The sequence below is a fragment of the Variovorax sp. YR750 genome (assembly GCF_900109805.1).
Classification (GTDB): Bacteria; Pseudomonadota; Gammaproteobacteria; order Burkholderiales; family Burkholderiaceae_C; genus Variovorax; species Variovorax gossypii.
Genome location: NZ_FOBJ01000006.1, coordinates 152,749 through 170,030, shown reverse-complemented (window position 1 = coordinate 170,030; position 17,282 = coordinate 152,749). Strand labels below are relative to the sequence as shown.

General features: G+C 69.8%; 14 protein-coding genes. 8 read left to right on the top strand and 6 right to left on the bottom strand.

Features of this window, described 5'->3' with window-relative positions:
• Window positions 1-3: 3 nt before the first annotated feature.
• The 6 genes from BMY35_RS14515 (at window position 4) to BMY35_RS14490 (ending at window position 9,214) form a co-directional block, all read left to right on the top strand.
• The gene (locus BMY35_RS14515) at window positions 4-1,029 is read left to right on the top strand and encodes an ABC transporter ATP-binding protein (RefSeq protein ID WP_093200014.1); all 1,026 of its coding nucleotides are present in this window, start codon (window positions 4-6) and stop codon (window positions 1,027-1,029) included.
• A complete protein-coding gene (locus BMY35_RS38300) occupies window positions 1,026-2,825 on the top strand; it encodes an NAD(P)/FAD-dependent oxidoreductase (RefSeq protein WP_093200011.1) in 1,800 nt (599 codons plus the stop codon). Before BMY35_RS14515 ends, BMY35_RS38300 begins: the two co-directional genes overlap by 4 nt.
• A complete protein-coding gene (locus BMY35_RS14505) occupies window positions 2,822-5,872 on the top strand; it encodes an AMP-binding protein (protein WP_093200008.1) in 3,051 nt (1,016 codons plus the stop codon). Before BMY35_RS38300 ends, BMY35_RS14505 begins: the two co-directional genes overlap by 4 nt.
• On the top strand, window positions 5,865-6,794 hold the full coding sequence (locus BMY35_RS14500; RefSeq protein WP_093200006.1) for a DMT family transporter: 930 nt from the start codon (window positions 5,865-5,867) through the stop codon (window positions 6,792-6,794). Before BMY35_RS14505 ends, BMY35_RS14500 begins: the two co-directional genes overlap by 8 nt.
• The gene (locus BMY35_RS14495) at window positions 6,784-8,649 is read left to right on the top strand and encodes an FAD/NAD(P)-binding protein (protein WP_093200003.1); all 1,866 of its coding nucleotides are present in this window, start codon (window positions 6,784-6,786) and stop codon (window positions 8,647-8,649) included. Before BMY35_RS14500 ends, BMY35_RS14495 begins: the two co-directional genes overlap by 11 nt.
• Before the next feature lie 130 nt (window positions 8,650-8,779).
• Window positions 8,780-9,214 (top strand): low affinity iron permease family protein, encoded by a 435-nt coding sequence (locus tag BMY35_RS14490; protein ID WP_093200000.1) that lies wholly within the window; start codon window positions 8,780-8,782, stop codon window positions 9,212-9,214.
• A 38-nt stretch (window positions 9,215-9,252) separates the two neighbouring features.
• Here the strand turns inward: BMY35_RS14490 and BMY35_RS14485 are convergent, their stop codons facing one another.
• On the bottom strand, window positions 9,253-9,804 hold the full coding sequence (locus tag BMY35_RS14485; protein WP_093199996.1) for a GDSL-type esterase/lipase family protein: 552 nt from the start codon (window positions 9,802-9,804) through the stop codon (window positions 9,253-9,255).
• A 250-nt stretch (window positions 9,805-10,054) separates the two neighbouring features.
• A complete protein-coding gene (locus BMY35_RS14480) occupies window positions 10,055-10,642 on the bottom strand; it encodes a DUF308 domain-containing protein (protein WP_093200454.1) in 588 nt (195 codons plus the stop codon).
• Between the two features lie 170 nt (window positions 10,643-10,812).
• Between BMY35_RS14480 and BMY35_RS14475 the strand changes: the two genes are divergently transcribed.
• Window positions 10,813-12,288 carry an HD domain-containing phosphohydrolase gene (locus tag BMY35_RS14475; RefSeq protein ID WP_093200451.1) on the top strand — a complete coding sequence of 492 codons (1,476 nt, stop codon included), beginning with the start codon at window positions 10,813-10,815 and terminating at the stop codon, window positions 12,286-12,288.
• Here BMY35_RS14475 and BMY35_RS38765 read toward each other — a convergent pair.
• Window positions 12,281-12,595: a hypothetical protein gene (locus BMY35_RS38765; RefSeq protein ID WP_256228424.1), complete on the bottom strand. Its 315-nt coding sequence runs from the start codon at window positions 12,593-12,595 to the stop codon at window positions 12,281-12,283. The genes BMY35_RS14475 and BMY35_RS38765 overlap by 8 nt on opposite strands.
• A 347-nt stretch (window positions 12,596-12,942) precedes the next feature.
• On the opposite strand from BMY35_RS38765, the gene BMY35_RS14465 reads away from it, so the two are divergent.
• Window positions 12,943-13,965, top strand: coding sequence for a LysR family transcriptional regulator (locus BMY35_RS14465; RefSeq protein ID WP_093199993.1), 1,023 nt, complete (start codon window positions 12,943-12,945; stop codon window positions 13,963-13,965).
• Here BMY35_RS14465 and BMY35_RS14460 read toward each other — a convergent pair.
• From BMY35_RS14460 to tauA, 3 genes are read right to left on the bottom strand one after another with little or no spacing between them, the layout of a single operon-like run.
• The gene (locus BMY35_RS14460) at window positions 13,883-14,776 is read right to left on the bottom strand and encodes an ABC transporter permease subunit (RefSeq protein WP_093199990.1); all 894 of its coding nucleotides are present in this window, start codon (window positions 14,774-14,776) and stop codon (window positions 13,883-13,885) included. The two genes, BMY35_RS14465 and BMY35_RS14460, sit on opposite strands and share 83 nt — an antisense overlap.
• Window positions 14,769-15,557: a taurine ABC transporter ATP-binding protein gene (locus tag BMY35_RS14455; protein ID WP_093199986.1), complete on the bottom strand. Its 789-nt coding sequence runs from the start codon at window positions 15,555-15,557 to the stop codon at window positions 14,769-14,771. Before BMY35_RS14455 ends, BMY35_RS14460 begins: the two co-directional genes overlap by 8 nt.
• 16 nt (window positions 15,558-15,573) lie before the next feature.
• Complete coding sequence (gene tauA, locus BMY35_RS14450) at window positions 15,574-16,587, bottom strand: taurine ABC transporter substrate-binding protein (RefSeq protein WP_093199983.1); 1,014 nt, start codon at window positions 16,585-16,587, stop codon at window positions 15,574-15,576.
• Between the last annotated feature and the right edge of the window lie 695 nt (window positions 16,588-17,282).

The window sequence follows — 17,282 nt, the reverse complement described above, 5'->3', positions numbered from 1 at the left end:
ACCATGGACACCGTCACCCCGTTGCTCGAACTGCGCGCCAGCGCCAAGCGTTTCGTCCGCAAGCCCGATGCCGCGGCGAAGATCGCGCGCCTGTTCGGTGCCCCGATGCCGTCGCGCACCGTCCACGCCGTCGACGGCGTCTCGCTCGCCGTGCGCCCCGGCGAAGTGGTGGGGCTGGTGGGTGAATCGGGCTGCGGCAAGTCGACGCTCGGGCGCATGGCCGCGGGGCTGCAGTCGCTGAGCGAGGGCGAGCGCTGGTGGCAGGGCGAGAACGCCGAGCTGCGCAAGCGTCGCCTTTCGGCGAGCGAGCACCGGCGCGACATGCTCGGCGTCCAGATGATCTTCCAGGACCCGTATGCGAGCCTCAACCCGCGCATGCGGGTGCGCCAGATCATCGGCGAGGCGCCCGTGGCGCACGGGCTGGTCGACGCCGGGGACCAGGAGGCGCACGTGGCGGCGCTGATGCAGAAGGTCGGCCTCGACCCCGGCTTCATGCGCCGCTTTCCGCACCAGTTCTCGGGCGGCCAGCGCGCGCGCATCGGCATCGCCCGCGCGCTGGCCGTGCGGCCCCGGCTGCTGATCTGCGACGAAGCCGTGGCCGCGCTCGACGTGTCCATCCAGGCGCAGGTGATCAACCTGTTCATGGCGCTGCGCGAGGAGCTCGCCCTCACCTATCTCTTCATCAGCCACGACCTCGGCGTGGTGCGGCACATCAGCGACCGAGTGGTGGTGATGTACCTCGGCCGCGTGGTCGAGTCGGCGGGCGCCGACGCGCTGTTCGAGCAGCCGCTGCATCCCTACACCGAGGGTCTGCTGGCCGAGGCACCGAAACTCGAGGTGCGCAAGAAGGCCTTCGTGGCGATCCGGGGCGAGATCCCCTCGCCGCTGAATCCGCCGCGCGGCTGCCACTTCCATCCGCGCTGCCCGCGCGCGACGCGACGCTGCGCCGAAGAGATACCGGCGCTCGCGCGCGTGGGTACCGATCATTGGGTCGCCTGCCATCTGATCGAGCGGGCGGGCAGCGCATGAAGATCGTCGTCATGTGCTGGCTCGCGCGGGCATCGGTCGATGTCTTCGTCGCGCGAAACATCGTGCTGCGGCCCGATCTCGCGGCCAAGGCGCCGCAGCACGTTGCATACGAGCTCGCAGCGCTCGCGCCCGACGTGGTGATCGCGCGCGAGTCGCAGTTCGAGCTGGTGACGGCCGTCGCGGCCGGGCTCGCCACCGACCTTCCCGCCTGCCGCTTCGTCTTCTGCGGCCTCGCGTCCTCGCGAGCCGCCATCGATACCTCGGCGCTCGCGGCACGCTGCGCCTTCGCCACCGGATCGACCTGGGAGCGCGCGGAGTACGAAGCCTTCGTGCTCGCCGAATCGCTGTGCCGGCCGCGGCCCGGGCTGCCCGCCGGCGCTTCGGCGAACGCGCCGGGCGAGGTGATGCTGGTGGGCGCCGGCGTGGTCAACCTGGTCACGGCGCTGGCGCTGTGCCGGCGCGGCCATCGGGTCTCGGTGTTCGACCGCATGGCCGATCCGCGCGGGCACGGCGAACAGCATCCCGGACGCGCGGGCGCGACCTTCGGCGGAAGGGACGCGCGCATCTTCTCGTACAACGAGTCGCGCCATCACCTGGCCTGCTCGCCGCTGTACACGCCGCAGGACCTGCCGCGCTTTCGCCTCGGGATCGGGCAGGACGGATGGCTGTCGCGCCGCTACGAGTCGCTGTCGGAAACCGACCGCCGCTGGATCGCCCAGCTCGAGCAGGTGCCACCCTGGGCAGCGCTGCTGTACGGCAACGACATCGTCGGCTTCAACCGGCAGAGCCACCGGCTGTGGCGCGAGATCTTCAGCCTCTACCCCGAACTGCTGCGCGAGACGCACCATGTCGGGCGGCTGCTGCGCATCTACCCGAGCGATGCTTCACTGCGCGCGGGACGCACGGCCGAGGCCGAGATCGGCGCGCTGCTCGGCGAGGTGCCGCTTGCACGGCTGCGCGAGCGGGAGCCCGCGCTGGGCGACGCGATCGACAGCGGCGCCATCGCGGGCGCGCTCGAGGTGCAGGGCTTCTCGCTCAACATCGTCTCGTTCTGCCGCAACCTGATCGCGCTGCTCGAGCGCCTTGGCGTGCGCTTCCACTGGCAGCAGGAGGTGAGCGAGGTGCGGTACGCGGATTCGGGCGCGGTGACGGGCATCGTGGTCGACGGCAAGCTGCGGCGCGCCGACCACTACGTGCTCTCGCCCGGCGCACAGGCGCGCACCCTCGCCACGAAGACCGATGGGCTGGCCGCGATCGGCGCGATGGTCGGCATGTGGGTCACGCTGCCGAACGACGGCGCCGCGCTGAACACGCCGCTGAAGGTGCGCCGGCGCGCATTCGCCAGCAGCGAGGCGGCCCAGGGCGCCAACGTCGTGCCGGGCCGCGACGCCGCCGGGCGGCCGGTGCTGCACTGCAGCTCGGGGCATGGCTTCGTCGGCGTCTCGGCCGACGACGTGCGGCTGGCCGACCTGCCCGAGCTCGCGCGCTGCGTGATGGAGACAGCGGAGGAACTGTTCGCCGACAAGTTCCGGCGTGCCCGGCAGGCCGGCATGCTCGGCGAGCGCCCCGGCTTCTGCGTGCGCCCCTGGACGCCCTCCGGCCTGGGCGTGCTGGAAGTGCAGGAGTGCGACACGGGCGGCAAGCTGGTGCTCAGCGGCGGCCACAACACCGGCGGCTTCGCGCAATCGCCGGCCGTCGCCGAGGCCGTGGCCTGCGCGCTGGAGACGCGCCCGCACGCCATGCACACGCTCTACCACCCACGGCGCTTTGCCGACGTGTTCGAGGTGACGCTGTGAGCACGCGCCAGACATCGCTCACCGCGCTGTTGCGCGACGGCCTGCGCGGCGGGGCGACGACGATGTGGATCGATGCCGAAGGCTCGATGCGCCGCGACGAGTTCGCGGCGCTCGTGGTCGCGCAGGTGGCGTTGCTGCGCCGGCAGGGCATGAAGGCCGGCGATCGCGTGGCGCTGCATGGCGTGGCTTCGCGCGGCCTGGTGGCCATGCTCGTGGGCTGTCTGCTCGAAGGCGTGGTCGCAGTGCCGGTCGATGCGGCGCTGCCGCGCGCGCGCAAGCAGGCGATGGCGGATGCGTCGGCCCCCAAGCTGGCGATCGAGTTCGCGGCGCAGGCGCCGCTCGACGCAGCCGGCATCAGATGCGTCGCGGGCGTGCCGCTGCCGCAAGCAGGCTGGACGCTGGATGACCTGGGCCTGCCCGAGGTCGCGCCCGACGCCGGCTGCTACATCTTCTTCACCTCCGGCACGACCGGCAGGCCCAAGGGCATCCTCGGGCGGCGCGATGGGCTCGCGCACTTCCTGGCGTGGGAGGCCGGCATGCTCGGCCTGCAGCCCGGCGACCGCGTTGGCGTTCTCACCCGCCTGTCGTTCGACGTGGTGCTGCGCGACCTGCTGCTGCCCATCGTGGCGGGCGTGACCGGTTGCCTGCCACCGGCTGGTTCCCCGATGACGCCGGCCGAGATGCCCAACTGGCTGGCCGCGATGGCCGTCAGCGTGCTCCACACGGTGCCTTCGCTGGCTCAGGCTTGCCTGGCGGGCCTGCCCTCTGGTACCTGCAACGGCACGCTGCGCCACACGCTGTTCGCGGGCGAGCCGCTGGGTGGTGCCTTGGTGGGACGCTGGCGCGCGGCATTCCCGGCGAGCGCGGTCTACAACCTGTACGGCCCCACCGAGACCACGCTCGCGAAGTTCTGCGCCCGCGTGCCCGACCCCGCGCCCGAGGGCATCCAGTGCTGCGGCCTGCCGCTGCCCGAGGTGGGCGTGAGCATCCTCGACGATGCACTGCAGCCACTCGACACGGGCCGTGTCGGCGAGGTCGCCATCCGCACGGTGCATGGCTCGCTCGGCTACCTGGACCCTGCGGAGCCCTCGTCGACGCGCTTCATCGAGCTCGACGGGCTGCCGGCCTACCTGAGCGGCGATCTCGGCTTCCTCGACGAGAGCGGCGCGCTGCACCTGCGCGGCCGCAAGGACCACCAGGTCAAGATCCTCGGCACCCGCATCGAGCCCGCGGGCATCGCGGCGGTGCTGCAGTCGCACGAGGCGGTGATCGACGCCGCGGTCGTGTGCATGCAGAACGAGGAAGGCGAAGCACAGCTCGTGGGCTACTTCTGCACGCGGTCCGATGCGCAGGCCGTGCGCCGGCGCCTGCGGCCCTTTCTCGCCGAGCGCCTGCCGGCGGCGGCGGTGCCGGGCCACCTGATCGCGCTCGATGCCCTGCCGCTCACGGCCAACGGCAAGCTGGATCGCGCACGCCTGCCCGTGCCGCCGTCGCGCACCGCCACCGCAGCCACCACCATCGAAACGGACGCCGACGAACTCGCGCTCGGCGTGGCCGCCGCGATCGCGCGCGTGCTGCAACAGCCGCAGGTCGGCGTCGACGACGATTTCTTCGCGCTCGGCGGCGACTCGCTCGCGGCGATGCGGCTGTGCGCCGAGCTCGAAGCACAGCTCGGCATGCACGCGCAACCGCTGCTGCTGATGCATGCGCCCACCGCGCGCGAGCTGGCGCAGCAGCTGCAGGCGGCCGGCTCCTTCGCTCCGGCGCCGATCCCGCCCGCGCCGCGCACCCGCTGGTTCACGCTGAGCCCGCAGCAGCGGCGCTACTTCCGCACCTTCTGCGCCGGCGGCAACCGCAACTGGTGCAACATGGTGGCGCTGTTCGAGCTGCCCGACGGCGTCGATGCCTATGCGGTGGGCCGTGCGCTGACCGAGATCGCGCTGCGCCACGACAGCCTGTGCCTGCGCTTCGGCCATGACGAGGAAGGCACCGTGCGCCAGACGATCGTGGCGACGGCGGATGTCCAGGTGGCGCAATGCGACCTAGGCGCGCTCGACGCGACGGCACTCGCGCAGCGCATCGACGCGATGCGGGTGGCCGAGGGCGAGGCGGAGATCGCGCTCTTCGCCGATGCGCCGCTTTTTCGCGCCACCCTGCTCGCCCTGCCCGGCCAGCGGCGCCGGCTGCTGTGGACCGTTCATCACCTCGTCAGCGACGGCACCAGCCAGGGCCTGCTCGCGCGCGAACTGGCCGACCGCCTCGCCGGCCGGCCCTGGGCCACGGATGCCCCGCCGTCGATACGCGACATCGCAGCCTGGGCCGGCGCGCGCAACGATTCGGCGCATGCCGCGCGCGCGCACCTGCGCGCATTGTTCGGCGCGCCCTACCGCCACCGCTACCTGCCGGACAGGCTGCGCTGCGACGATCCGCAACGCTGCCACGCGATGGAAGCCGCCCTGCACGGCACGCTGCGCGACGCGGTCCGCGCGGCGGCGCGGCGCCTGAAGTGCACGCCCTACGTGCTGTACGTGGCCGCGTATTTCCGCTGGCTCGCAACGCTGACCGAATGCGACGACCTGGTGGTCGTGACGCCGCTGGCCGGCCGCGCCCATCCGCAGGTCGCGCAGACCATCGGCGATTTCATCAACCTGGTGCCGCTGCGCATCGAACGGCTGGGCGCGCTGCCGGCGCGCCAGCTGGTCGAGAGCGTGCACGACGGCATCGCGCTCGCCGCGCGCAACCAGGAACTGCAGTTCGACCAGATCCTCGACGAGCTCGGCGTGCCCTTCGATGCGGATCGCAACCCGCTGACCGGCTTCTCGCTCAACTTCATGCCGCAGGCGACGGGCGATGCACCCGCTCTCGCGACGGTGCGGCACGCGGACCGCGGCTACCGGCTGAAGTACGACCTGCTCATGCTGATCCGCGGATGGCACGACGCCACGCACATCGAGATCCAGTACCGCGCCGGCCTGTTCACGCCGGCCGCGGTCGAGGAGTGCTTCACCGACTACTGCACGCACCTGGAGGCCTTGAGCCATGCCTGAGAAGCCGACCATGAACCCTGCGCCGATGGGCGAATACCTGTTGCTGGTGCTGCTCTCGATCCTCTGGGGCGGCTCCTTCACGCTGATCAAGGTCGCGGTGGCCGACTTTCCGCCGGCCACGCTGGCCGCGGTGCGCATCCTGCTCGGCGGCGCGCTGCTGGGCGTGGTGGCCTTGGCCAGGGGCCTCGCGTTCCCGACGCGCGCCGGCCGCTGGGGAGCGCTCTGGGTGCAGGGGCTGCTGCAGGGCGCGCTGCCGTTCACGCTGATCGGCTGGGGCGAGCTGCACATCGCGAGCGGGCTCGCGGGCGTGCTCAACGCGACCGTGCCGCTGTTCGCCTTCCTGCTTGCCGTGTTCGTCGTCGGCTCGGCGCCCTTCGTCTTCACGAAGTTCCTGGGCGTCCTGCTCGGGCTCGCGGGCGTCGCCGGGATCGTCGGGCACGGTTCCTCCATCGCCGCGCTGGGCCAGAGCGACTTCCTGGCGTCCATGGCGGTGCTGGGCGCGAGCGCGTCGTATGCGTGCGGCGCGGTGTTCGGCCATCGCTTCGGCGACCAGCCCGCCGTGGTCACCGCGGCCGGCTCGCTGCTGTGCGGCGGGGCCACGATGCTGCCGTTCAGCCTCGCGCTCGACCGGCCCTGGACGCTCGCGCCCAGCCTCGAGGCCACGCTGGCGCTGCTGGCCCTCGCGCTGCTGTCGACCGCGGTGGCCAGCGTGGTCTTCTTCCGGCTGATCCGCACGCTGGGTCCGGTCACCACCACCAGCAACGCCTACCTGCGGGCGCTGGTGAGCGTGGCGTTCGGCGTGGTCTTTCTTGCCGAGCCCCTGAGCTGGAGCCTGCTGGCCGCGAGCGCGCTGATCGTCGCCGGCGTGGTGCTCGTCACGCGGCCGGGCAGGCCGGGCCGGGAGCTGCGCCGTGCGGGCTGAGATCGCAATCGTCGGCGTCGGCCCCTGGGGCCTGGCGGTGCTCGACCGGCTGGTTACCGCCGCGCGCCGGCAGCCGCGGCTCGCGCTCACGGTGCACCTGATCGACCCCGACGAGCCGGGACCAGGCCTGCACAAGCCGCAGCAGGAAGACTTCCTGCTGCTCAACACCGTCACCGGCCAGCTCGACAGCTTCAGCGCGCGCCACTTCGGCGAACCGCCGCTCACGGGCGCCATGCCGTTCATCGACTGGCTGCGCGAGGCGCGCGACATCGAGGCCGATGCCAACGGCTTCCTGCCGCGCGCCCTCTTCGGCGACTACCTGCGCCACGTGCACGCGGTGCTGTGCGACAACGCGCCGTCGCACATGCGGATCTCGCAGGTGCGCCAGCGGGCACTCGACGTCTCGCTCGCGGCCGATGCGAAGGCGCGCGTGCGCCTGGGCGACGGCTCGGCGCTCACCGTGGACCATGTCTTCCTCTGCACGGGCCACGGGCTGGCGCATGCCGCCGGCGGGCAGGCTCCGTCGCCGGCGAAGCCGATCGATCCGTACCCGCTGGCGCCGCTCCAGGCGCGCATCGAGGCCGGCTCGGCGGTGGGCATCTCGGGCACCGGGCTGGCGGCGGTCGACGTGGTCGCCGCGCTCACCGTGGGCCGCGGCGGACGCTTCGTGCGCGAGGAAGACGGCATGCTGCACTACCTGCCGGGCGGGCGCGAGCCGGTGATGTTCGTGCACTCCCGCAGCGGCACGCCGTTCGCATGCCGGCCCGCGCAATCGCTCGACCTGTCGGGCAGCTTCGCGCCGATCTTCTGCACCGAGGCCTACCTGGCCTTACGGCGGGCGGCCCGCGGACCCGCGGGCCTGCAGCTCGACGAAGACCTGCTGGCGGTGCTCGCGGCCGAGATGCGCGCCGCCTACCTGATGCGCGCGCTGACGCTGTCGCAAGGGGCCTACGCGGCCGCGGCCTGCAGGCGTGCGCTCGCAGTGCTCGCACCGGCCGAGGTCAAGGATTTCTGCGAAGCGGCCCTGCCGTCGATGACGGAGTTCTCGCCCGAGACGCTGCTCGCGCCCGTGCCCTCGCCTTCATTTCCCGGCGCGGCGGACTTCAACGCCGCCTTCGCGGCGCGCCTGCGCTTCGACGTGGAGGAGGCGCGCAAGGGCGAGGCGCACAGCCCCTACAAGTACGCGGTGGAGCTTCTGCGCGTGCTGCGCGGCTTCATCCGCCAGGCGGTGGAGTTCGACGCGCTCGCGCCGGCGTCTCGCCATCGCTTCTTCGACATGGTGGCGCCACGGATCTCCCAGCTGGTCGTGGGCCCGCCGATAGCGCGCGGGCTCGAATGGCTGGCGCTGATGCGCGCCGGCCTGCTGCGCGCCGATCTCGGCCCGGCGCCCATGCTCGAGCGCGATGCGGCGCTCGGTGTCTGGCGGGCTCGCTCGAGCGCCTTCGAAACGCCCTTCGCGGCCTGTCTCGACCACCTGGTACATGGCCGCGCGGGGCATGGCGCGATCGACATCGCGGACAACTCCCTGCTCGCCGCGCTCTACCGCTCGGGCCTTTGCGCCGGAGCCGCGCCGGCGCAACCGGCGCCCCCTGAGGACAAGCGAAGGCGGGTGCCGCGCACCGACACCATCGGGCATCCGCTGGATGCGACAGGCTTGCCGGTGCACCAGCTCACGCTGCTCGGCGTGCCCACCGAAGGCCTGCGCTACTTCAACCACTACCTGCCTTCGCCCAAGAGCCGGTCGCGGGTCTTCGACAGCGTGCAGTCCGCGCTCGACGCCCTGTTGGAGCGGCTCGCATCCGCGCACCGCGAGGGCGCGCGCACGACCGGCACGCCGGCGCTCGAGCGCGACTGACCTTGTCCTGAAGGAGCCGTACGGCGCGCACCGACGACGCCTCGGGATCTTCGAGAAGCCCCACTCGCGGCGACGGACGACGCGGCAACGATGCCGCTTGGGTCAACTTGCGGGGCAGGAGATTTCAGCCATGGACCGCCTCTTCGCCCATTTCGCCAACAGGATCGCGCACGTCGCGGGAAGCCCCGCCACCTTCCTGGCCTGCGTGCTGCTCGTCATCGCGTGGGCCGCGGCCGGGCCCGTCTTCCACTTCTCGGAGAACTGGCAACTGGTCATCAACACCGGCACCACCATCGTGACCTTCCTGATGGTGTTCCTGATCCAGAACACCCAGAACCGCGACGGCGCGGCATTGCAGACCAAGCTCGACGAACTCATCCGCTCATCGGCCGCGCACAACGAGTTCATGGGCATCGAGAAACTCACCGACGAGGAGCTGAGCGCGCTGCACGCGCAATGCGAGGCCGCGGCCAGGAAGAGCCAGGCGACGCTCGAACGCACCCGCGCCGAACGCCGCCGGCGCGGACACACGCAGTCCGGGCCGCAGACGCATGGAGGGGGCTAGCGCACGAATGGCTCGGCGCGCCGCTGCCCGAACAGGCCCTAGGCGCACTCGGGCGCGACCGTGTCCAACACCCTCGCGAGGTGCTCGACGAGCCGCGCGGAGTAGGCCTGCGCAGGATGGAGGATGTCCGCCATTTCGGTGGGTTGCACCGGCACGCTGCCCCAGTCGGCAAAGGGCACTGCCATGTCCCTGGCCACGCGCCGCACGACCGCATCGCCCTGCGCACGGACCTGCGCCCCGGTCAGCGTGCGCGACAGGCCGGTCAGCACCACGTGACGGCCCTCCGCCCTCGCCTTCACGATCATGGCGCGCAGCGCCGCATCCAGGGGCAGCCCCTGCATGGCATCGTTGAGCCCGTGCTCGATGACCACGATGCGGCCGGAGCGCTCCTCGCCCGCGAACAAAGCCGACCGGGCACTCGCCGTCTCGCCGTTCACCGACCGATCGACCACCTTGTATCGCGGGCGCAGCCTGCGCAGCGCGGCCGCCGGCGGCTCCTGCAGGCGCTTGTCGCCCAGGTAGCCGCCATGAAGGATCGAATCGCCGTACAGCTCGACGCTGCAGACGGCTTCGGGCTTCGCGGCGGGCATGCCTGCGGGTCCGTTCCCCGGCGCAGCTGCGGCCGGCACCGCGAGGACGCGGTTTTCCAGCGGCGCGACACGGGATGGCGAACAGCCGGCGGCGAGCACAGCGCCCAGGACCGCGGCGATGGCGATCTGTCGCCGTCTCGCCCGGCGGAGCGGAATACGGGGGAAAAGTCGGGTGGGATGAGGCACCCACCGACATTAGGGAGCAATCGAGGGGAAATTGTGGAGATGGCCTCGAGGCCGGCGGGAACGATCAGCCTTTCCCGGAAGCAAGGCCTCGAGCGCCCCGCCTGCTCTCCCGGAACAGGACGATCAGCCCCGAAATCAGGAAGTACACGGCCCCGACCGCCGCATACCCTCCGATCGTTTGAAGCACAGGCGCACTTCCGCCCTGCTGCGCCACGAAGAACCCGCCGGCCAGCGCAGACTGCGCGCCGCTGAGCATCATCACCCACTGCCCCCCGTTGTCCTTGCGACGACGCACGGCCGTCGCCAGCTGCAGCAGGCCTGCGACGATGGCCCAGACCCCGAAGATCGCCAGCACGATCTGCAGCTCGAACACGAAGGCGCCCGCAACCGCGAGCGTGACCAGCGCGCTGATCCAGATGTTGATCAACTGCGTGGCATTGGCCTTGACGCCGCCCGTCATCCTGACGTCCAGCAGGTTCGCAAGGGCATCCCAGGCGGGATAGACGATCAGCAGCGCGGCTGCCAGGGCGGGCGAATGCCTGGCGATGGTGAAGCTCGCCGCAACCCAGGCGAAGGAAAAGGCAGCGCGAACGAGGTAGTAGTTGCGCAGCCAGGCGGCTCGCCGGGATTCGGTTTTCAAGGGGTCGGACATGGCGGGAAAGGCGGCGAGAGCCGCGAGTTGAGAAGGCTCCAGCTCATCGAGGAGCGAACGGTGCAACGATTCTTCTGCGTCGCCACCGCTCGCGGTATCCGTCGGATGACCGACACGAGCACAAGCCGAACTGTGCGATGCTGCGTGCCCGCCGCAGCGATTCACGCCCCATGTCCGACGACACGACGACCATCACCGTTTTCGACGCGGTCCGCGCACTGGCCTTCATCGGCGACCTGAGCATGGGGCAGCCGACCGACCATTCGCTGCGCACGGCCTGGCTGGCCGGGAAGATCGCGGCCGAGGCAGGGTGCGACGCTGCCCAGGTCGAGGCCGTGCGGCATGTCGCGCTGTTGCGCTGGTCGGGCTGCACCGCCAATGCGCAGGAGTTCGCCGACTTCCTCGAAGACGACGTGCAGGGCCGGCGCGCCCTGCTCGCGTCGCCGGCACCCCGCATGCGCCAGCCGCACATCAGCGGGCCGGTGCCCGACGCCGTGCTGGCCATGGCCGACATCCATTGCGAGATTGCCGGCGACATCGCCAACACGCTGGGGTTGAGCCGCGAGACCGAAGCGGCGCTGCGCGCGGTGTTCGAGGCCTACGACGGCAGCGGCATCCCCGGCGTGCTGCAGGGCAACGAGGTTCCGTTCGCGACCTACGTCGTGGCGCTGGCGAGCGACCTGGAGATCTTCGGCCGCCTCTACGGAATCGACGAAGCGCTCACGCTCGCTCGCGGACGCGCGGACAGCCTCTACCCAGCCTTTCTCGTCGACGCGAGCGCGCCTCGTGCACCGGCATGGATGAAGGAACTGGATTCCCCCGTTGCGCCATGGACTGCGCCCGCCGAGCAGCCTGCCTCGATGCTCCGGCGCATGGGCCTGGAACTCGTCGGCGACGTGATCGACCTCAAGCTGCCATGGATGACGGGCTACTCGCGCCGCGTGGCCCGGCTGGCGCGCGACTGCGGCGTGCACCTGGGCCTCGACGAAGCCGCGTGCCACCGCACGTACAAGGCCGGCCTGATCCACGGCATCGGGCGGGCGGCGGTTCCCAACGCCATCTGGAATGCGCCCGAGCCGCTGCCGGCTTCGTCGCTGGAGCGCGTGCGGCTCGTGCCGTACTGGACTTCCCGCGCCGCGGGGCAGATCGACGGCCTCGCGGCGGAAGCGGAGATCGCGTCCTTCGCCTTCGAGCGGCGCGACGGCTCCGGCCACTTCCGTGGTCGTTCGGGCTCGGCGATGCCGCTGGAGGGGCAGATCGTCGCGGCGGCCCAGCAGTGGCAATCGCATCGCACCCGTCGTCCGTGGCGGCCTGAGCTCACAGAGGCGCAGGCGCTCGACTGCATGAAAGAGGATGCCAAGGCGGGCCGCTTCGACGATGAAGTCGTCACGGCGCTGCTCGCATGCGTTGTGCCGGGCAGTGCCTCCAAGCCCGTTGCGCCGCCACAGGGCGACGCGTCTCTTTCACAGCGCGAGCTGGAGGTGCTGCGCAGCATCAGCCGGGGGCACAACACGAAGGAAGTCGCCCGTGCGCTGGGAATCAGCCCGAGCACGGTGCGCACTCATGTCGAGCGCCTGTTCCAGAAGCTCGGGTGCACGACGCGTGCGGCCGCGACGCTGAAAGCCGCGACCAGGGGGCTCATCTAGCAGCCACGGCGGCACGCAACGACTGCAGCGTGCCTTCGGCCGCCTCGATGCGCCGACGCAGTTCCTCGTTGACGACGCGCACCAGCGCGCTGAGTTCGGAGCGGCTGGAGCAGACCTCCTCCGTCTCGTTCACACGCTGCGGACCGATGAGCCTTTCGAGGCCGGCATACGCGTGCCGCACTTCGTGAAGGCTCTCGACGTCGTCGCAGGCCTGCAGCGCAAGCGATTCGACGCCATTGGCTTCGGAAGAAGAAGATTCGGGAAATGAAGAGACGCGCGCGGGCGCGCGAGCAGTGGATGCAGCCATCAATGGCCTCCAAGAGGTGCGGTTTGCGGAAACCACCGCTCTCGAGTCCAAACGAGGGCGGCGGCTCGACGGATTGGACTACCGGGCACCTCTTGCGAGAACCGGCCGGGCTTGCGCCCGCCCGTCGAGCCGCCAAAAAAAGGAGGCACGAATAGCAAAGCCGCAGACCCTGCGGGGTAACTGCGGCTCGCGTCGCAGAGGTGATTCGGGAGTCCAATCCCGATCACGCCTTTTTTTGACGTGACGGGGCGCAGTATAGCTACGGAGGTATTCATCACCCGGCCCCCAATCGGCGATGTCCCTACACCCGACGGCCTCATCCCGGAAGCTGGAACAATCCAGCCACCATGGACGGTCTGGACCTCATCAAAACATTCCGCGAAGTCGCCTTCAGGCGAAGCTTTTCCCGCGCAGCGATCTCGCTGGGCATGTCCAAGGCCACGGTGAGCCGCTATGTGGCTGAGCTCGAAACCCGAAGCGGCGTGCGGCTGCTCAACCGATCCACCCGCTCCCTGAGCCTGACGGACGCGGGCCAGGTGCTGCTCGATCGCAGCACCGAGCTGGTGACGATGGCCGAGAACACGCTGAACGACCTGCAGGCGCATGGCTCGCATCCGCGCGGGCGGCTGCGCATGAGCGCGCCGCACGGGCTCATCGCCGGCTGGCTCTCCGACGTGATCGCGGGCTTCATCAAGCTCTACCCCGACGTGTACGTGAGCCTGGTGTTCACCAACGACGACCTCGACCTGATCGAGGAAGGCATCGACATCCACCTGACCGGCGGGCGCATCGACGACATGAACCTGATCGTGCGCCGCCTCGTGCAGTTCGACATGGTGGTGTGCGCCGCACCCTCGTACTGGGCGCAGCGCGGCATGCCGCAGGTGCCCGAGGACCTGGGCCGCCACGACGTGCTGAGCTTCTCGGCCAAGCAGACCACCAACCTGCCCTTCGAAACCGACGGCGAGCCCTACGAGGTGCCGGTGCACAGCCGCATGGAGGCCAACGACGCCGTCGCGCTCATCGAGCTGGCGCTGCGCGGCGTGGGCGTGGCCTACGTGCCGGAGCCGCTGGCGCAGTCGCACCTGGAGCGCGGGGCATTGGTGCCGGTGCTGCGCGACCACATGCCGCGCGAGCACTGGCTGTACGCGGCCTACTCGCAGCGCCGCCACAACAGCGCCGCGATGCGCGCGATGCTCGACTACCTCGAGCAGTCGATGGAAGCGCTCACCGAAGGCCCGGCCCTGCCGCCGCCGGTGCCCGTGACGGTGGCACCGCCGCCACCCGTTACATGCGCCCTTTCCAAGGCACAAGGCGCCGCTCGAGCCACCGCATCAGCAGGTCGAAAAGATAAGCCACCACGCCAATGACGACGATGCCCATGATGACGATGTCGGTGCGCAGGAAGTTCGACGCGTTCAGCACCATCTGACCCAGCCCCATGTTGGCCGCCACCATCTCGGCGGCCACCAGCGTGGTCCAGCCGAAGCCGATGGCGATGCGCATGCCCACCAGGATGTCGGGCAGCGCCGAGGGCAATATCACGTGGCGGATCACCTGCATGTAGCTCGCGCCCATCGAGTAGGCCGCGTTGATCTGCTCCTGCGAGGCGCTGCGCATGCCCGAGCGCGCGGCCAGTGCCAGCGGCGCGAAGCAGCTCAGGAAGATCAGCAGCACCTTCGGCAGCTCGTCGATGCCGAACCAGATGATGATGAGCGGCAGGTACGCCAGCGGCGGCAGTGGCCGGTAGAACTCCAGCGGCGGATCGAAGATGCCGCGCCAGAAGCGGCTCATGCCCATCGCGATGCCCACCGGAATGGCCGTGACGCAGGCCAGCAGGAAGGCCGAGAACACGCGGAACATGCTCGCCAGGAAGTGCTGCCACAGCGGCTTGTCGTTGGCCTGGCCGGTGAGGTATTCGTAGAACTGCTGGAACACCGCCTGCGGCGTCGGCAGGAAGAGCGGCTTGACCCAGCCCATGTTGGTGACGACGAACCACAGCGCCACCAGCGCGATCACCGTGACGATGCTGATCGTCAGGCTCGAGCCTTCGCCCGGCACCTTGAAGGAGCTGGTCTTGAGCTTGGCGCCTGCCGCTGGCGTCGCGGGTGCGGGCGATGCGGCGGGCTTGGAAGGCGATGGCGTCATGGCGACGGGGGATGCGATCGACACCTCAGGCATGGGCAACCTCGCGATGATGAATGATCGACAAGACCTCCTCGCGCATGCGGATGAAATCGGGCTCCGACTTCACCTTGCGCGAATCGCCGTGCGAGAGGTACTGGCGAGAGAACGGTACGTCGTCGTAGACGTGCGAGATGCGCCCCGGGCCCGGGCTCATCACGATCAGCCGGGTGGCGAGGAACAGCGCTTCTTCCACCGAGTGGGTGATGAAGAACACCATCTTGTTCGACCTGGACCAGGCCTGAAGAAGAATCTCCTGCACCTGCTCGCGCGTGAACGCGTCGAGCGCGCCCATGGGCTCGTCCATCAGCAGCACGGCCGGGTCGCTGGCGAGTGCGCGCGCGATGCCCACGCGCTGCTGCATGCCGCCCGATAGCTCGTACACGGCGCGGTCGGCGTACTTCTGCAGCCCGACGAGGCCGAGCTTTTCTTCCGCGATGCGGTCACGCTCGGCCTTGCCCATGCCGCCGAGCCGCAAGCCCAGCGCCACGTTGTCGCGCACGTTGAGCCACGGCATCAACGCGTGCTTCTGGAACACCACGCCGCGGTCGGCGCCGGGGCCGGCCACCGGCTTGCCGTCGAGCAGGATCTCGCCGGTCGATGGCGGAAGAAAGCCCGCAATGCTGTTGAGCAGCGTGGTCTTGCCGCAGCCCGAGGCGCCGAGCGCGACGACGAAGTCGCCGTCGTGCATCGTGAGGTTCACGGGCGCCAGCGCCTGCAGCGTGCCGCCCTTGACCGCGTAGTTGACCGTCAGGTCGCGAATGTCGAGCGTGGGCATCTCGTCTGGCCCTTCGTCACTTGCCCATGGCCTTGTCGACGTACACCGTCGTCACGTAGGCGCTGTAGTCGGGCTTCACTTCCTGCACCCGGCCCTGCTCCTTCAGGAAGACGGCCGTGTTCGCCATAGCCTTGGCGGCACCGCCGCCCAGCCACGTGGGCGAGACCTGCTCGGCCATGGTCGGGAAGGTGTAGAGCGCCATCGCCGGGCCAACGTCCTTCGGGTCGGCCTTGGTCCACTTGGCCATCGCTTTCGTCTGCGGCGAATCGGGCGTCCAGCTCTTGCCCGTTGCCTTGTATTCCTCGTTCGCGCGGTTGAGCGCCTTCACGAAGGCGACCATGAAGGCCTCGTTGGCGGCGGCCCACTTGGCGTTGACCACGATGCCCTCGAAGGTCGGTGCGCCGCGCTTGCCGATGCTGCCCGAGGTGGCGATGGTCTTGCCAGTGGCCTTGATCTTGGAAAGCACCGGGTCCCAGATGAAGGTGGCGTCGATGTCGCCGCGCTCCCATGCAGCCGCGATCTCCGGCGGGCGCATGTTCATCACGTTCACGCTCTTGGCGTCGACGCCGTCCATCTTCATGCCGGCCATGAGCTGGTAGTGCGCGGTCGACACGAAGGGCGTGGCCACCTTCTTGCCGGCCAGGTCCTTCATGCTGTTGATGCCCGAGGCGTTGCGCGCGATGAGCGCCTCGGCGTTCGCGATGTCGGCGGAGATCCAGAACAGCTTGATGTCCTGCCCCTGGCTGGCCGCGGCCGTCAGCGGGCTGGAGCCGGTTTCACCCATCTGCACGTCGCCTGAAGCCATCGCGCGGATCACGTCGCCGCCGCCGGAGAACATGCGCCAGTTGATTTTGTAGCCGGTGGCTTTTTCTACCTCGCCGGATTCCATGACGAGGCGCAGGGGGACAAGCATGTCCTGGTGGGCGAAGGTGACTTCCTTGGCTTGCTGGGCGGAAGCCGTGCCGCACAGGGCTGCGAGCGTGGTTGCCAGGATGGCGAACTGGAGGGGGAGACGGCGGGACATGGTCATCTGGTTTCTCCGGGTGGGTGAATCTCGCCGCGACTTTGCACCCATCGGGAGCAGCCAGGAAGTACCAGCGACTGTGTCGGCATGGAGCCAGTCGGTGAGTGAATACCCTTGTTGTGGTGCGTTCTGCACGGGGGAGGTGCACTCTTTTTTGGGGGGTTGCTTCCCGGGGCCGGGTCTCGGCCCGGCGGCCGACCTACTTTTCTTTGCTTCGCCAAAGAAACGTAGGCAAAAGAAAGGCGACCCTACTGTCTGTGTCCCTCCGCTTCGCTACGGGCAACCTGCGGTGCTCGACGTAGGAGGGGGTCCGCAGAACTCGCTTCGCTCAAACAGCTGCGGCCCTTATCCCTCCTACGTCTGCGCTCCTCGGCACAGCCAGAAGGGAGCGAACCGAGCCATCGCTACGCTCGGCTACCGAACTGCCTGGACTGGCCTTCGCTTCGCTCGGCCGCGCATTAAGTCCCCGCGACCCCGACAGACCCTACGCTTCACTCCAAGCACTGCAAGCGCGAAGCGCTTGCAGTGCCTTGGGGGCCGAGCAACGCGATGGCCCGTTCGTCTCCCCTCCCCTCTGGCTGCGCCGAGGAGCACAGCGTTTCGCGGATAAGGGCTCGCCCTTGTTTGAGCGAAGCGAGTTTGGGCGAGACCCCGCGAAACGCGAGCACCGCAGGTTGCCCCGGAGCGAAGCGCAGGGGTCG

Excerpts from the sequence above, each read along its gene's own strand:
- BMY35_RS14475 (WP_093200451.1), top strand. The coding sequence starts at position 10,813 with ATGTCCGACGACACGACGACCATCACCGTTTTCGACGCGGTCCGCGCA.
- BMY35_RS14500 (WP_093200006.1), top strand. The coding sequence starts at position 5,865 with ATGCCTGAGAAGCCGACCATGAACCCTGCGCCGATGGGCGAATACCTG.
- BMY35_RS38765 (WP_256228424.1), bottom strand. The coding sequence starts at position 12,595 with ATGGCTGCATCCACTGCTCGCGCGCCCGCGCGCGTCTCTTCATTTCCC.
- tauA (WP_093199983.1), bottom strand. The coding sequence starts at position 16,587 with ATGACCATGTCCCGCCGTCTCCCCCTCCAGTTCGCCATCCTGGCAACC.
- BMY35_RS14485 (WP_093199996.1), bottom strand. The coding sequence starts at position 9,804 with ATGCCCGCCGCGAAGCCCGAAGCCGTCTGCAGCGTCGAGCTGTACGGC.
- BMY35_RS14515 (WP_093200014.1), top strand. The coding sequence starts at position 4 with ATGGACACCGTCACCCCGTTGCTCGAACTGCGCGCCAGCGCCAAGCGT.
- BMY35_RS14455 (WP_093199986.1), bottom strand. The coding sequence starts at position 15,557 with ATGCCCACGCTCGACATTCGCGACCTGACGGTCAACTACGCGGTCAAG.
- BMY35_RS14460 (WP_093199990.1), bottom strand. The coding sequence starts at position 14,776 with ATGCCTGAGGTGTCGATCGCATCCCCCGTCGCCATGACGCCATCGCCT.
- BMY35_RS14480 (WP_093200454.1), bottom strand. The coding sequence starts at position 10,642 with ATGTCCGACCCCTTGAAAACCGAATCCCGGCGAGCCGCCTGGCTGCGC.
- BMY35_RS14465 (WP_093199993.1), top strand. The coding sequence starts at position 12,943 with ATGGACGGTCTGGACCTCATCAAAACATTCCGCGAAGTCGCCTTCAGG.
- BMY35_RS14490 (WP_093200000.1), top strand. The coding sequence starts at position 8,780 with ATGGACCGCCTCTTCGCCCATTTCGCCAACAGGATCGCGCACGTCGCG.
- BMY35_RS38300 (WP_093200011.1), top strand. The coding sequence starts at position 1,026 with ATGAAGATCGTCGTCATGTGCTGGCTCGCGCGGGCATCGGTCGATGTC.